General features: G+C 71.3%; 14 protein-coding genes. 13 read left to right on the forward strand and 1 reads right to left on the reverse strand.

Annotated features, from left to right (window positions below; translation table 11 throughout):
• The first annotated feature begins 6 nt into the window (after window positions 1-6).
• Window positions 7-876 (forward strand): alpha/beta hydrolase, encoded by an 870-nt coding sequence (locus tag EL338_RS10410; protein ID WP_126333689.1) that lies wholly within the window; start codon window positions 7-9, stop codon window positions 874-876.
• 2 nt (window positions 877-878) lie between these two features.
• On the opposite strand, the gene EL338_RS10415 is transcribed toward EL338_RS10410, so the two are convergent.
• On the reverse strand, window positions 879-2,657 hold the full coding sequence (locus EL338_RS10415; RefSeq protein ID WP_126333690.1) for an ABC-F family ATP-binding cassette domain-containing protein: 1,779 nt from the start codon (window positions 2,655-2,657) through the stop codon (window positions 879-881).
• A 198-nt stretch (window positions 2,658-2,855) separates the two neighbouring features.
• Between EL338_RS10415 and EL338_RS10420 the strand changes: the two genes are divergently transcribed.
• The 12 genes from EL338_RS10420 to EL338_RS10475 all read left to right on the forward strand — a co-directional run bounded on the left by EL338_RS10420 (window position 2,856) and on the right by EL338_RS10475 (window position 14,644).
• Window positions 2,856-3,713, forward strand: a complete 858-nt coding sequence (locus tag EL338_RS10420) for a PhnD/SsuA/transferrin family substrate-binding protein (RefSeq protein WP_235666501.1) — start codon at window positions 2,856-2,858, stop codon at window positions 3,711-3,713.
• Between the two features lies 1 nt (window position 3,714).
• The gene (locus EL338_RS10425) at window positions 3,715-4,521 is read left to right on the forward strand and encodes a phosphonate ABC transporter ATP-binding protein (protein WP_126333691.1); all 807 of its coding nucleotides are present in this window, start codon (window positions 3,715-3,717) and stop codon (window positions 4,519-4,521) included.
• Window positions 4,518-5,345 carry a phosphonate ABC transporter, permease protein PhnE gene (phnE, locus tag EL338_RS10430; RefSeq protein ID WP_126333692.1) on the forward strand — a complete coding sequence of 276 codons (828 nt, stop codon included), beginning with the start codon at window positions 4,518-4,520 and terminating at the stop codon, window positions 5,343-5,345. The genes EL338_RS10425 and phnE overlap by 4 nt, the downstream gene beginning before the upstream one ends.
• Window positions 5,342-6,076, forward strand: coding sequence for a GntR family transcriptional regulator (locus EL338_RS10435; protein ID WP_126333693.1), 735 nt, complete (start codon window positions 5,342-5,344; stop codon window positions 6,074-6,076). The genes phnE and EL338_RS10435 overlap by 4 nt, the downstream gene beginning before the upstream one ends.
• Window positions 6,073-6,489: a phosphonate C-P lyase system protein PhnG gene (locus tag EL338_RS10440; protein WP_126333694.1), complete on the forward strand. Its 417-nt coding sequence runs from the start codon at window positions 6,073-6,075 to the stop codon at window positions 6,487-6,489. The genes EL338_RS10435 and EL338_RS10440 overlap by 4 nt, the downstream gene beginning before the upstream one ends.
• Entirely contained in the window at window positions 6,486-7,052 is a 567-nt protein-coding gene (gene phnH / locus EL338_RS10445) for a phosphonate C-P lyase system protein PhnH (protein ID WP_126333695.1), read from the forward strand. The genes EL338_RS10440 and phnH overlap by 4 nt, the downstream gene beginning before the upstream one ends.
• On the forward strand, window positions 7,052-8,059 hold the full coding sequence (locus EL338_RS10450) for a carbon-phosphorus lyase complex subunit PhnI (RefSeq protein ID WP_126333696.1): 1,008 nt from the start codon (window positions 7,052-7,054) through the stop codon (window positions 8,057-8,059). Before phnH ends, EL338_RS10450 begins: the two co-directional genes overlap by 1 nt.
• On the forward strand, window positions 8,056-8,916 hold the full coding sequence (locus EL338_RS10455; RefSeq protein ID WP_126333697.1) for an alpha-D-ribose 1-methylphosphonate 5-phosphate C-P-lyase PhnJ: 861 nt from the start codon (window positions 8,056-8,058) through the stop codon (window positions 8,914-8,916). The genes EL338_RS10450 and EL338_RS10455 overlap by 4 nt, the downstream gene beginning before the upstream one ends.
• Window positions 8,913-9,755, forward strand: coding sequence for an ATP-binding cassette domain-containing protein (locus EL338_RS10460; protein ID WP_126333698.1), 843 nt, complete (start codon window positions 8,913-8,915; stop codon window positions 9,753-9,755). The genes EL338_RS10455 and EL338_RS10460 overlap by 4 nt, the downstream gene beginning before the upstream one ends.
• Entirely contained in the window at window positions 9,749-10,393 is a 645-nt protein-coding gene (locus EL338_RS10465) for an ABC transporter ATP-binding protein (RefSeq protein ID WP_126333699.1), read from the forward strand. Before EL338_RS10460 ends, EL338_RS10465 begins: the two co-directional genes overlap by 7 nt.
• Window positions 10,384-11,574 (forward strand): alpha-D-ribose 1-methylphosphonate 5-triphosphate diphosphatase, encoded by a 1,191-nt coding sequence (locus EL338_RS10470; protein WP_126333700.1) that lies wholly within the window; start codon window positions 10,384-10,386, stop codon window positions 11,572-11,574. The genes EL338_RS10465 and EL338_RS10470 overlap by 10 nt, the downstream gene beginning before the upstream one ends.
• A 100-nt stretch (window positions 11,575-11,674) precedes the next feature.
• The gene (locus EL338_RS10475) at window positions 11,675-14,644 is read left to right on the forward strand and encodes an acyl-CoA synthetase (protein ID WP_126333701.1); all 2,970 of its coding nucleotides are present in this window, start codon (window positions 11,675-11,677) and stop codon (window positions 14,642-14,644) included.
• Window positions 14,645-14,654: the final 10 nt, after the last annotated feature.

The following is a 14,654-nucleotide window of genomic DNA, read 5'->3' on the forward strand; positions in this document are numbered from 1 at the left end:
GGGGACATGACAGAGCGGGTCGTGTTCACGTCTGAGGGGACCCGCTGCGTGGGTCAGGTGTATCGCGCGGCCCATCCGAGCCGGCACTGCATCGTGATGTGCACCGGATTCGGTGGTACCCAGGACACCCCGGCTCTGCGGGCCACCGCCCGCGACTTCGCGACGGCCGGCTACCACGTCCTGACTTTCGACTACCGCAGCTTCGGTGTCAGTGACGGCGAACCCCGCCAGGTGATGAGCGTCGAGGGTCAGCTCGCCGACATCGCCGCGGCCGTCGACCGCGCCCGCGGGATCGAGGAGGTCGACTCCGTGATGCTGTGGGGCACCTCGCTGGGCGGCGGACATGTCGTCACCGCCGCGTCCCGGGATCCCGACATCGCCGCCGTCATCGCCCAGATTCCGTTCAATGGCTTCCCGCGCAAGGTCGAAGGCCGTTCCACCGCAGCCACACTCAAGCTGCTCGGCGTCATGGTCGGCGATTGGCTGCGCGGTAAACTACGGCTTCCGCCGCTCTACCTGTCCGCCGTGGGTGGGCGCGGCGAGTTCGCGGTGATCGCCAGCGACGAGGCGCAGCGCGTCATCGCGGGCATGACCAGCCCGACCTGGCGCAACCAGGTGGCCCCGCGCGGACTGCTGGAGATGCTGCGTTACCGGCCGGCGACCGTCGCGCCGAGCGTGGCCTGTCCGGTGCTGGTGTGCATCGGAGCCGGCGACGCCGAAACCCCGCCGGAGCTTGCCGAAGCCCTGGCCGATGCGGTGCCGCACAGTGAGCGCAAGACCTACCCGGTGGCGCATTTCGACTTCTACGCCGAAGAGGTGCGGCCGCGGATCGTCGCCGATCAGATCGATTTTCTCCGGCGGATCACCGCGGCCTGAGCTCACGACAGCTTGTCGGAAAGCTCCAGCCAGCGCGATTCGAGTTCCTCCACCTCGGCCTCGAGGGCACGCAACTGCTCGGTGAGTGCCGCCAGGCCGACGTGATCGGACTGATCATGGTCGGCCAGTTCCTGGTGTTTGGCGGCGATCCGGTCCGACAGCTTGGCCAGCGACCGGTCGATCGAGGCGATCTCCTTCTCCACGGCGCGCAGCTCGGCCCCGGAAAGCGCCTCGTCGGCAACGGGTTCCGGAGCCGTCCGCGCGGCGGGGGCGTCGCGGGGCTCGGCCGCCAGCCGCAGGTACTCCTCGACACCGCCGGGCAGGTGCCGCAGCCGGCCGTCGAGGATTGCGTACTGCTGATCGGTGACCCGCTCGAGCAGGTAGCGGTCGTGGGAGACCACGATCAGCGTGCCCGGCCAGGAATCCAGCAGATCCTCGGTGGCGGTGAGCATGTCGGTGTCGACGTCGTTGGTGGGCTCGTCGAGGATCAGCACGTTCGGCTCGGCCAACAGCGTCAACATCAACTGCAGCCGGCGCCGCTGACCGCCGGACAGATCCGATACCCGATTCGAAAGTTGTTCGCGGGCAAAGCCGAGCCGCTCCAACAGCTGCGCGGGCGTCAGCTCGCGGCCGTCGACCACATAACCGGCCTTCAGCCGGCCGATGACCTCGCGGACCAGGTCGCCCTCCACCTCGGCCAGGATTCCGGACTGCTGGTCGAGCACGCCCAACTGGACGGTCTTGCCGCGTTTGACCCGTCCCGAGTCCGGGGTGACGGTGCCGGCGATCAGACCCAGCAGCGTGGATTTGCCCGCGCCGTTGGCGCCGAGGATGCCGGTGCGCTCACCGGGCCCGATGCGCCATTCGATGTCGCGCAGCACCGTGCGCCCGTCGAAGGAGACCGAGACGTCCAGCAGGTCGACGACGTCCTTGCCCAGCCGGGCGGTGGCCAGCTTTGCCAATTCCACGGTGTTGCGGATCGGCGGCACATCGGCGATCAACGCGTTGGCCGCGTCGATGCGGAACTTCGGCTTCGAGGTCCGCGCGGGGGCCCCGCGCCGCAGCCACGCCAGTTCCTTGCGCATCAGGTTCTGCCGCTTGGCCTCGGCCGCCGCGGCGACGCGGTCGCGTTCCACCCGCTGCAGGACGTAGGCCGCGTACCCGCCGTCGAACGGTTCGACGATGCCGTCGTGGACCTCCCAGGTGGCGGTGGCCACCTCGTCGAGGAACCACCGGTCGTGGGTCACCACCAGCAGGCCGCCGGTGTTACGTGCCCAGCGTCCCTTGAAGTGCTCCGCCAGCCAGGTGATGCCCTCGACGTCGAGGTGGTTGGTGGGCTCGTCGAGCGCGATGACGTCCCACTCGCCGATCAGCAACGCGGCCAACTGAACTCGGCGACGTTGACCACCGGAGAGCGTGCCCGCCCGGGCGTTCCACTCGATGTCGGCGACCAGCCCGCCCACCACGTCACGGATCCGCGGATCGCCGGCCCACTCGTGCTCGGCCTGATCGCCGACCAGGATGTGCCCGACGGTGTGGTCATCGTCCAGGAGGTCGGCCTGGGCCAGCGCACCCACCCGCAGCCCGCTGCGCCGGGTGACGCGACCCGCGTCGGGCCGCACCGCGCCGGTCAGCATGCCGAGCAGGCTGGACTTGCCGTCGCCGTTGCGTCCGACGATGCCGATCCGATCGCCGTCGTCGACACCGAGGGACACCGAATCGAAGACGACCTTGGTGGGGTACTGCAGGTGCAGTCCCTCCGCGCCGAGTAGGTGTGCCATTGCCGCCGACCCTATCGGCCGGGGGCCTCCCGGCGTCGACCGCGCTGGCCATCGAGCCGATTTTCAGCCGTCAGCAGCCGTTAACCCGCAGTTCCGGTTGCACATCTAGACATCTATACGGCAGTTGCAGCGACCATCGGCGAACGAACGGAAGAGAACATGATGTCTGTACGCGGCACGATCGTAGGCGCGGTGGGAATGCTGACCGTGACGGCCGCCGTCGCGGCCTGCAGCGGCGCGCCCAGCGAGGAACATGCCCAGTCCCCGACGCTGCGGCTGGCGGTCACCGACCTGCAGGGTCTCGAGGAACTGCAACGCGAGTTCGGGGCCTTCAAGGACGAATTCGAGCAGCAGTCCGGTCTGGACGTCGACTTCTTCGCGGTCAACGACCGCACGGCCGCCGCCGCGGCGCTGCAGGCCGACCGGGTGGACGTGGTCTTCACCGGCCCGGCCGAGTACGTGGTGCTGCACGAGCGCACCGGCGCCGAGCCCATCGTCGCGATCGAACGCGACGGCTACCGCTCCTGCATCTACACCACCCGCGACGGGCCGGCCGACCTCGACGCACTGCGCGGCACCAAGATCGCGATGTCCGACGTCGGTTCCACCAGTGGACATCTCGGGCCCTCGCAGATCCTCGTTGACGCCGGACTGGACCCGGTCGCCGACATGGAGGTGCTCACCGTGGGCGACACGGTCCATCAGGCGCTCAAGCGCGGTGATGTGGCCTCGGTCGGCATCGGCTGTCACGACTACGAGGAGTTCATGGCTACCGAGGACGATCCGGCGCAGTTCCGGATGCTGGCCGAGGGGCCAGTCCTGCCGCCCGATCTGCTGATGGCCCGCGAGGATCTCGACGAGGCGACCGTGGAGACCATCCGGACCACCTTCGTCGACCACTTCGACACGCTCCTGCCCGCGATGCTCGAGGGCAAGGACAACGCGAAGTACGACAACGCGACCCTGGTGACCGTCACCGACGGCGACTACGACGTGGTGCGGTCGATGTATCAGGCCGTCGGCGTGAACGACTTCTCCGAATTCATCGGCAGCTGAGATGGGTTCGGTCATCGAGGCGGCAGTCGGGGTATCCGCTGAGCAGCGCCGCGGACCGGCCGCGGTCACCGTGTCCGGGCTGCGCGTCGGATACCGACGCAACGCCGCGCCGACGCTGTCCGGGGTGGATCTGACGGTGCGCCAGGGCGAGAGCGTGGCCCTGGTGGGCACCAACGGGGCGGGCAAGTCGACCCTGCTGCGCTGCCTGGTGCGCCTGGTCGAACCGTCGGCCGGCACCATCCGCCTCGGTGACGTCGACGTGACGGCGGCCTCCCGGCGCACCCTGCGCGCGGTGCGCCGCGATGTGGGCTTCGTGTTCCAGCGGTTCCATCTGGTGGGTCGGTTGTCCGCGTTCGACAACGTCGTGCACGGCGCCATGGGGCGACGCGGATTGCGCTGCGCCTGGCCGCTGTTGGCGGTCCAGGAGGTGCGCGACGAGGCACTGCAGGCGCTCGAGCGAGTGGGCCTCGCCGACCTCGCCGACCGCCGGGTGGAGTCCCTCAGCGGTGGTCAGCAGCAGCGGGTCGCGATCGCCCGGATGCTCATGCAACGGCCCCGGCTGATCCTGGCCGACGAGCCGGTCGCCAGCCTGGATCCGGCGTCGGCGATCTCGGCGATGGACCTGCTGCGGTCCATCGCCGCCGACAGCGGCGTCACGGTCATCATGGCGATGCATCACGTCGACCTGGCGCTGCGGTACTCCGACCGCATCATCGGATTACGCGGCGGAGCAATCGAACTCGATCAGCCCAGCGGGTCCTGCGACCCGGCCCGACTGAATGCGGTCTACGCGTCGAGGGCCTCGTGAGTCCGACGCTGACGCGGCCGGAGGCGGCCGGCCCCGCCCGGCTGCGCCGTCCCAGCCTGTTCAGCCTGGTGATCGTCCTGGTCGCCGGTTGCCTGCTGATCCACGGCTGGACCCAGGGCGCCAAGGTGGACCCCGGGTCGCTGGCGATCGGCACCCTGCGGCTGGGGGAGTTCTTCTCCGACGCGATCCCGCCCGACGCGAGTCGGCTGGGACCCATTCTCAAAGCCCTGCTGGTGACCATCGAGATGGCGTTGCTGGGCACCATCCTCGGTGTCCTGCTGAGCCTTCCGCTGGCCGCGCTGGCGGCCCGCAACATCTCCCCGCACTGGACGCTCTACGGCGCCGCGCGCGGGGTCATCACCGTGTGCCGCAGCATCCCCGACCTGGTCTGGGGACTGATCTTCGTGGTCGCGGTGGGCCTCGGTCCCGAGGCCGGCGTGCTGGCCATCACCGTCGACGTCATGGGTTTCTGCGGACGGTTCTTCGCCGAGAGCATCGAGGATCTGGAACCCGGACGACTGGAGGGACTGCGCGCGCTGGGCGCGTCCCGCGTCGGGGTGCTCGCCGGCGGGGTGCTCCCGGCCTGCCTGCCGCCGTTCGTGACGACGTCGATGTTCGCGCTGGAATCCTCGGTGCGTTCCTCGGTGGTGCTGGGCCTGGTGGGCGCCGGCGGCATCGGGATCGAGCTGGCCACGTCCATGACGCTGCTGCGCTACGACGAGGCCTTCACGATCATTCTCTCGATTCTTCTCGTTGTTGTTGCATTCGAACGACTCTCGGCGGCGATCCGGCGCCGGGTGCTGGGCCAGGAGGACTACCCATGACCAACGCTGTCGCGGTGCTCAACAGATTCGGCGACCGGCCCATCTACCGGCAGCTCAGCGACCTGCTCGAGGCCCGGCTGGCCGAACACGCCCAGCCCGGCGACCGGTTGCCCAGCGAGGCCGAACTGTCCGCCGAGTTCGACGTGAACCGGCTGACGGTGCGCCGGGCGCTCGACGAACTGAACCGTCGCGGCATCATCGACACGCTGCACGGCAAGGGCTCGTTCGTGGCCACCCCGCGGCTGCGCTACGACGTGTCGGCGGGCAAGCACGCCAGCTTCACCCGCAACATGCGCGAACGCGGCCACCGCGTGAACATCCGCGAACTGTCCCGCACCGTCAGTGACGATCCCGATCTGCGGGCCGAACTGCGCACCGCCGACGCGGTTCTGGTGTGTCGAACCGTCCGCCTGGTCGACGACCAGCCCTGGTCGCTGTCCGAGACCCGGATCGGCGTCCGGCGCTTCCCCGGGTTGATCGAGCGGTGGCAGGGGCAGACGTCGCTGTTCGATTTCCTGCTCGAGGCGCACGGCGTGACGATGCAGCGCGGCCACCGGACCTTCGTCGCGGCGCTGGCCGAGCCCGCCGACGCCGAGCACCTGCGGATCCGGGTGGGCGACGCGATCTTCGGCATGCGCGGCGTCAACGTCGATCAGCACGGCGATCCCGTCGCCGCCGTCGAGCACCGCTTCCCGGGTGACCGCGTGCAGTTCACGGTGGATCTGCGATGAGCCCCGAGCACCGCTTCGAGGCGTTGGCCGCCGCTGAGGCCGCCGACCTGGAGGCACTGGCCAACGACATCCTGGCCGAGGTGCCCGGCGTCGAGGTCATCGCCGGCCCCGAGTCCGTCAGCGCGCCCATCCGGCTGCCCATCCCCGGGACCGACTCCAGCACCGCGGTTCTCGGCCACGTCGGGCTGAGCCGATGCACCGTGGAGTTGGGCGGCGTGCGCGGGGACGGTTACCGCAGCGGCTACGACCCGGTGGGTGCGGTGGCCGCGGCGGTCTGCGACGCCGCCGCCCAACTCGGCGGTCCGCACGCCGCACGCGTCGAGCACCTGTGCCGCCAGACCGCGGAACAGGTGCAGCACGCGACCCGCGAACGTGCCCGCCGGGTGGCCGCGACCAGGCTGGCCGAAGCATGAGCTGGGATCAGGTGCACGACGGCCGGCACGGCTTCCTGGCCTGCATGCGCGCCTTGTGCGCGCCCGGGCAGCCGCAGGAACTGCCCGCCGCGCCGCGGCGGTGCGAGTCCGCCGAACTCGATGCGGCCGCCGGGGTGCTGCTGGCCCTGCTGGACCGCGGACTGGTCCTCGGGGTGGCCGGCGGCCCGGCCGCGCAACGCCTGGCCGCCGCGCTGGCCGAGGAGACCGGCGCCGAACTCGGCGACATCGAGGCCGCCGACTGGGTATTGGCCCACGGGCCGGCCGCCGATGCGATCAGCCGCGCTCCCCGCGGCGATCGCACGAATCCGGAGCGCGGGGCGACCGTGGTCGTCGCGACCGCCGGACCGTCGAGCAGCGCGTCCATCAGCGGGCCCGGCGTGGACGGCACCGCGACGGTGCGGGTGCCGCTCGACGAACTGGCGTTGCACGCCTTCGCGGCGGCCAACGCCGAAACCCCCTGCGGCGTCGATGTCTTCGTCGTCACCGGTGATCGGCTGTACGGCCTGCCGCGCACCCTGACATTGCGGCGGGAGGCGGCCTGATGTACGCGAGCATGCAGGAGAACGAGGCCCTCGACGCCGCGCGCGCGTTGGTGAACCAGACCGTGGCCGGCGAGCAGATCGACACCAGCGTGCTCGAGGAGCAGCTGTGCGCCGAGGCCGGGCTGTGGGACCGCGCCGCGGCGCGCCGCGCGCTGCACCAGGCCCACGGTGACACCGCCGCGGCGGTGGCCATGCTGCGGGTGTGGGCGGCGACCCAGCCGCACGTGACCCCCGAGCCGGTGCGCCCGCGCGACGTCGCCATCGAACGGCGGCTGTCCTCGGCGTATCCGCGCATCCCCGGCGGGCAGTGGCTCGGCGCGGCCCGAGACCTGCGGTCCCGGCAGCTGAGTTGGGACGACGCGCCCGCCTCGCCGCGGCCCGCGGTCGCCCCCGAGGCCGCTGTCGAAACGCCGCCGCTGCCGACCCGGGCCACCACGTCGCGGGTTCGGGACCTGCTCGGCGGCATCCGCCTGGCGCCCGAACCCGAGGACGGGGCCGGCGCCGACCCGGCGACCTCGGTGCTGACCCCGCCGCTGTCGCGGGCCAGCCGGATGTCGGTGCTGGCGCGCGGTGAGACCGGCGCGCTGGTGGCGCTGTCCGCCCTGATCCTGGGCCGCCGCCAGGAGGCGATCATGATGGAGCTCACCGTCGAGGTCGTCGCCGTGCGAGTTGCCCACCCGAGCAGCGGGATCCCCTGCGTGATCGCCGAAGTGCCGGTCACGCAGGTCGAGGTGGTCCTCGACGCCGACGTGGCCGGCGCCCCGGGGCTGGCGACCGGCTGGGGCGCGACGCTGGGCACCGTCGAACGTCGCGCCCTGGCGTTGGCGCTCATCGACGCCGCGATGAAGGCCGACGGGGAACTGCAGCAACCCCTGCTCCTCGACGAGCAGACCGTCATCGCCGCCAGCGACGGCGCGGCCACCAACGGCTTCGTCGAACACCTGCGGCTGCCGCACTACGCGAGCTTCGCCGCCTATCTGTCCGCAGTGTCGGGAGGCACATCATGACCACAACGGTCGCCGAACTCGCGGCGACGCACAGCACCGCCGAGTCCTACGCGTACCTCGACGAGGACACCAAGCGCAACGTTCGTCGCGCCGTCCTCAAGGCCCTGGCCATCCCGGGCTGGCAGGTGCCGTTCGCGTCCCGGGAGATGCCCGTCGCCCGGGGGTGGGGCAGTGGCGGACTGCAGGTCACGCTGTCGGTGGTGGGCCCCGACGACGTCGTGAAGGTCATCGACCAGGGTGACGACATGTCGGTCAACGCGGCCGGGATGCGCGATCTGATCAGCAGGTCGGCCCGGTGCGAGGCCACCACCGTCACCGCCGAGGCCACCATCGTCCAGAGCCGGCACCGCATTCCGGAGGTGGAACTGCGCGCCGATCAGCTGCTGGTGCTGCAGGTGCCCCACCCGGACCCGCTGCACCGCGTCGTGCCCGACGAGGCCGCCGCGCTGCAACGGCACGCCGGCGGCGACTACACCCCGGCGTGGCTGGATCTCTACGACGCGCAGACGCGCCTCGGCGGCCCGCGCACCGGCGCCGACCATCCGGTGCTGGTCGCGGACAAGCACCTGATGAGCCCCAGCCCCATCCCGCGCTACGACGTGCTGCGATTGGACCGGCGCCCGTATCCGATCCTGCTGGGCGCGGGTCGCCGCGCCCGCCTGACCGCCCTGCCGCCCCACACCACGGTGGCGCCGCTGGCCTTCGACGATCGGCCGCTGCAATCCGAACACTGCGGGGACCCGTGTGCGCGGTGCGGCAGCACGACGTCGTACCGCGTTTCGCAGGACTCCGGGGCCGACTGGATCTGCACCGACGCGGACGCCTGTCGGCTCCGGGCAGAGGAGGAAACACGATGACGTCGGAGGCGACCATCGCGGCACCCGAGACCCGACTGGGGCCACCGGAGCCGGTGTTGTCGGTGCGCGGAATCTCGCACCGCTTCGGGCCCAAGTGTGCGCGGTGCTTCGAACTCACCGGCGAGGAGCCGGGCACCAATCGCTGCCCCTCCTGCGGTTCGGTCGTTGCCCTGCAAGATGTTTCGTTCGACGTCGGGCCCAACGAGGTGCTGGGCATCGTCGGCGAGTCGGGATCCGGCAAGACCACGCTGCTGCGCAGCCTGCACCTGGATCTGAGTCCGGACGAGGGCACCGTGTGGTGTGGCCGCGCGCCGATGCACGCATCGTCGGTGGTGATGGTGCACCAGAACGCGCTGGCGGCCGGCCTGTACCCGCGGCTGGCCGCCGAATCCAATGTGGCGCAACGACTGCTGGCGGCCGGCACCCGCAACTTCGAGCAGCTGCAATCCACCTCCGCGGCCATGCTCGTCGAACTCGGTCTGCGCCGCGAACGCCACGGCGATCCGCTGATGACGTTCTCCGGCGGCATGCAGCAGCGCGTCCAGCTGGCCCGCGCGCTCGTCGATCCGCCCCCGGTGCTGCTGCTGGACGAACCCACCACCGGCCTGGACCCGTCCATCCAGGCGGGTCTGCTCGACGCTGTGCAACAGGTGGCGGCCACGCTCGGGTCGGCGACCGTCGTCGTCTCCCACGATCTGGCCGCGGTGCGCATCCTCGCCTCGCGCACCGTCGTCCTGCACCACGGACGCATCGTCGAACACGGTGTGACAGAACAGATCCTGCATGATCCGCAGCACCCGTACACCCGCCTGCTGGTCTCGTCGAGGTTGACGTGCTGACCGCGGCGGCGCTCACCAAGCGCTTCGACGAGGCGCGTGGGCCGCTGGAGTCGGTGGACCTCGTAGCACCGGCGGGGGAGGTGACCTTGGTGCTGGGGACGCCCGGATCCGGCAAGACCAGCCTGGTGCGCTGCCTGACCGGTGGTTACCGACTGTGCGGCGGCGACGTCACGGTGGCGCCCCCGGACGTCGTCGAGGTCAGCCTGGCCGACGCGGACCCGCGCTCGGTGGCCTGGCTGCGGGCCCACCACCTGGCCTGCTTCGACGGGGAACTGGTCGCCGCGCCCACCCTCCTCGTCGCGCAGGCGGTGGCCCGCCTCGCCCACACGGACGCGCCGGCGGCGCAGCGCGCGCTGCGGCGGCTGGGCGCCGAACCGCTCGCCGCGCTCCCGGTCGGGCGCCTGCGCGCACCCCAGCGGCGCACCGCCGCACTGGCCGCGGCGCTGCTCGCCGAGCGGGACATCGTCGTGCTCGACGATCCCGAACAATCGGCACCGGTTGCCGCACTGGCCAATTGGCTGACCGAGTCCGCCGCGCGCGGAGCCGCGGTGATCGTCGCCGCCGGCGTCGAAAGTGCACTACGCCCGATCGCATCCGCGGTGGGCCAACTACAGGAGGGACGCATCACATGGGTCTGACAGTGCTCGAGGGATTGACCGTGGTGCCCGGCGGCGGCCGGCCGGTGATCCCGGATGCGACGGTCACCCTCGGGGAGGGTGGCCGGGTGCTGGACATCGCCGCGAACTCGGCGCCGGCCCGGGCAGTGCTGCTGCCGGCAGCCGTCGACCTGCACCTGGACAACCTGGTGCAGCGCCGGGCGCCGAGGGCCACAGTGCTGCTCGACAACGAGACGGTGCTGCCGGTGCTCGACGCCGAATGCGCCGCGGCGGGCATCGGCACCGTGTGCATCGCCGCGCGGTGCGAGCACTCGCCCCGCAAGGGCATCGACATCGCCGACGCGCCGGCGCTGGCTGCGAGCATCGAACGCCTGGGCCCCGAACTCGGTTGCGACTGGCGGATCCACGCCCGGGTCGAACTGACCGACGAACGCAGCGTCGACACCCTGGCCGCGGTGCTGGCGGCCACCTCGCGCGTCGCGCTGATCTCGATGATCGAAACCTCCGCGGAGCGCAGCCGGTTCGGCTCGCCCGAGCAGACCCGCGCCTTCTACGCCCAGGACTGGGGGGTGAGCGAGGCCGAGGTCGACGAGGTCTTCAACGTCGACGCCGCCCGGTTGGCCGCGGTCGCCGACCGCCGCGCCGAGGTCGCGAAGCTGGCGTTGGCGCACAACGTGGTGCTGGCCAGCCACGACGACCGGACCCCCGAGCACGTGCAGGAGGCGTTCGACTTCGGGGCCCGGGTCGCGGAGTTCCCGCTGACGATGGCCGCGGCCCGGCACGCGCACAGCCTGGGGATGCACGTGGTGCTGGGCGCACCGAACGCGGTGCGGGGACGGTCCACCTCGGAGGGCAACGTGTTGGCGGCCGAGGCTGCCGAGGCCGGCCTGTGCGACGTGCTGTGCTCGGACTATCTGCCCTCGGCGCTACAGGCCGCCCCGTACGCGCTGGTGCGCGACACCTCGCTGAGCCTGTCGGCCGCCGTCGACATGATCTCGACCAACCCCGCGGCCGTGCTGGGCCTGCCCGATCCCGCGATCGAGGTCGGCAAGCCGCTGTCGGGCTCGCTGCGGCGCCTGCAGCCCGGCCCGGACGGGGATGCGACCCCGGTCGCGCAGGTCGGCATGGCGTTGTGGCGCGAGGGACGGATGGTGTTCGGGCGGGAGTCCGAGGCGTTCCGGTTGGTCGCCGCCAGGGTCTGATCGCCGCCGCGCGGTGCAAGCCTGACCGCTGCGATCCGCGGCTGTGCCAGAATGTGCAGGCTGTCGGGGCACGTCGGCACTTTTGGCAGGGGAGCTGCGGGTGGATCGAAGGCTAAGGGCGGTGGCCAGGCCGGTGGAGCGGCTGCTGGCCACGGCGCAGAACGGGCTGGAGGTGCTGCGCCTCGGCGGTCTCGAAACCGGCACCGTGCCCTCGCCGTACCAGATCGTCGAGAGTGTGCCGATGTACAAGCTGCGTCGGTACTTCCCGCCGGACAGCCGTCCCGGCAAGGCGCCGGCCGGCGAACCGGTGCTGATGGTGCACCCGATGATGATGTCGGCCGACATGTGGGACGTCACCCGCGAGGACGGCGCCGTCGGGATCCTGCACAGCGCCGGGCTGGATCCGTGGGTCATCGACTTCGGCGAACCCGACAAGGTCGAAGGCGGCATGCGCCGCACCCTGGCCGACCACCTGGTGGGTCTCAACGACGCCATCGACACCGTGAAGAAGGTGACCGGCCGCGACGTCCACGTCGCCGGCTACTCGCAGGGCGGGATGTTCTGCTATCAGACGGTGGCCTACCGCCGGTCCAAGGACGTCGCGAGCATCATCGCGTTCGGCTCTCCGGTGGACACGTTGGCGGCGCTGCCGATGGGGATCCCGCCGAACCTGGGCGCGGTGGCCGCGGACTTCATGGCCGACCACGTGTTCAACCGCCTCGACATCCAGGGCTGGATGGCGCGCACCGGTTTCCAGATGATGGATCCGCTCAAGACGGCCAAGGCCCGCCTGGATTTCCTGCGCCAACTGCATGACCGCCAGGCGCTGCTGCCGCGTGAGCAGCAGCGCCGGTTCCTGGACTCCGAGGGCTGGATCGCCTGGTCCGGGCCGGCGATCTCGGAGCTGCTCAAGCAGTTCATCGCGCACAACCGCATGATGACCGGCGGTTTCGCGATCAACGGTCAGCTGGTCACCCTCACCGACATCACTTGTCCCGTACTGGCTTTCGTCGGCGAGGTCGACGACATCGGCCAGCCGGCCTCGGTGCGGGGCATCCGCAAGGCCGCGCCGCACGCCGACGTCTACGAGACGATGATCCGCACCGGGCACTTCGGCCTGGTGGTGGGGTCGAAGGCCTCGGAGATCACCTGGCCCACGGTGGCCGACTGGGTGCTGTGGCTGTCCGGGCAGAGCCCGATGCCGTCGACCGTCGAACCGATGAACGACCAGCCCGAGGAGGAAGGCGAGAGCGGCGTGCCGCTGGCCTCGCGGGTGGTGCACGGCGTGGGCGGTGCCTCCGAGGTGGCGTTGACGTTGGCGCGCGGGGCCGCCGATGCCGTGGGGGCGGCCGGAAAATCGATCCGCACCCTGGCCGTGGAAACCGCGCGCACGCTGCCACGGTTGGCCCGGCTCGGCCAGATCAATGACCACACCCGGATCTCGTTGGGCCGCATTATCTCCGAGCAGGCCCGCGGCGCGCCCGACGGTGAGTTCCTGTTGTTCGACGGCCGGGTGCACACCTACGAGGCCGTCGACCGGCGCATCAACAACGTGGTGCGCGGCCTGATCGACGTCGGCATCCGGCAGGGCGATCACGTCGGCGTGTTGATGGAGACCAGGCCGAGCGCGCTGGTCGCCATCGCGGCGCTGTCCCGGCTCGGGGCCGTCGCGGTGCTGATGCCGCCCGACGGCGACCTGGCCGAGGCCGCTCGCCTCGGCGGTGTCTCCGAAATCCTCACCGACCCAACCAACCTGGAGGCGGCCGGTCAGCTCGGGTTGCAGGTGCTGGTGCTCGGCGGCGGCGACTCGCGCCGCCTGCAGCTGCCCGACGGGACCGACGTCGTCGACATGGAGCAGATCGATCCCGAGGTGGTCGAGCTGCCCGGCTGGTACCGCCCCAACCCCGGCTATGCGCGTGACCGCGCGTTCGTCGCGTTCAGCACGGTGGCCGGCGAACTGGTCGCCAAGGAGATCACCAACTTCCGCTGGGCGTTGTCGGCCTTCGGTACCGCCTCGACCGCGTCGATCGGCCGCAACGACACGGTGTACTGCCTGACCCCGCTGCACCACCAGTCCGGCCTGCTGGTCGCGCTCGGCGGCGCGGTGGTCGGCGGCGCCCGCATCGCCCTGTCGCGCGGGTTGCGGCCCGACACCTTCGTCCAGGAGGTGCGGCAATACGGCGTCACGGTGGTGTCCTACACCTGGGCGATGCTGGCCGACGTCATCGACGATCCGGGCTTCGCCCTGCACGGCAACCATCCGGTCCGGGTCTTCATCGGCTCCGGCATGCCGACCGGGCTGTGGCAGCGCGTCACCGAGGCGTTCGCGCCGGCCAACGTCGTGGAGTTCTACGCCACCACCGACGGGCAGGCGGTGCTGGCCAACGTGTCCGGGGCCAAGGTCGGCAGCAAGGGCCGGCCGCTGCCGGGCGGTGGCCAGATCGAACTGGGCGCCTACAGCGCCGAGGAGGACCTGATCCTCGAGGACGAGCGGGGCTTCGTCCAGGTCGCCGGCACCGACGAGGTCGGCGTCCTGCTGGCCCGGCCGCGCGGCCCGGTCGACCCGTCGGCCTCGGTCAAGCGGGGCGTGTTCGCCCCGGCCGACACCTGGGTGTCCACCGAATCGTTGTTCCGGCGCGACGCCGACGGCGATTTCTGGCTGGTCGGGACCCGCAGCACGGCCATGCACACCGCGCGCGGGGTGGTGTTCGGTGAGCCGATCACCGACGCGGTGAGCCTGATCGGCGCGGTCGACCTGGCCGTCACCTATCGCGTGCCGGTCGGCGACCACGACGTGGCGATCACGGCGCTGACGCTGCGGGCGGGCGCGGCGGTGACCGCGGCCGACCTCACCGACGCGTTGGCGGAGCTGCCGGTGGGCCTGCCACCCGACATCGTGCACGTCGTCCCCGAGCTTCCGCTGTCGGCGACCTACCGCCCGGTCGTCAACGACCTGCGCGCGGCCGGGATCCCGAAGGCCGGCCGGCAGACCTGGTGCCTGGATGCGGCCAGCGGGCAGTACAAGCGGCTGACCCCGGCCGTGCGCGCGCAGTTCGCCGGTGGGCAGTAACGAGAACATG

The organism is Mycolicibacterium chitae (assembly GCF_900637205.1).
Lineage (GTDB): Bacteria > Actinomycetota > Actinomycetes > Mycobacteriales > Mycobacteriaceae > Mycobacterium > Mycobacterium chitae.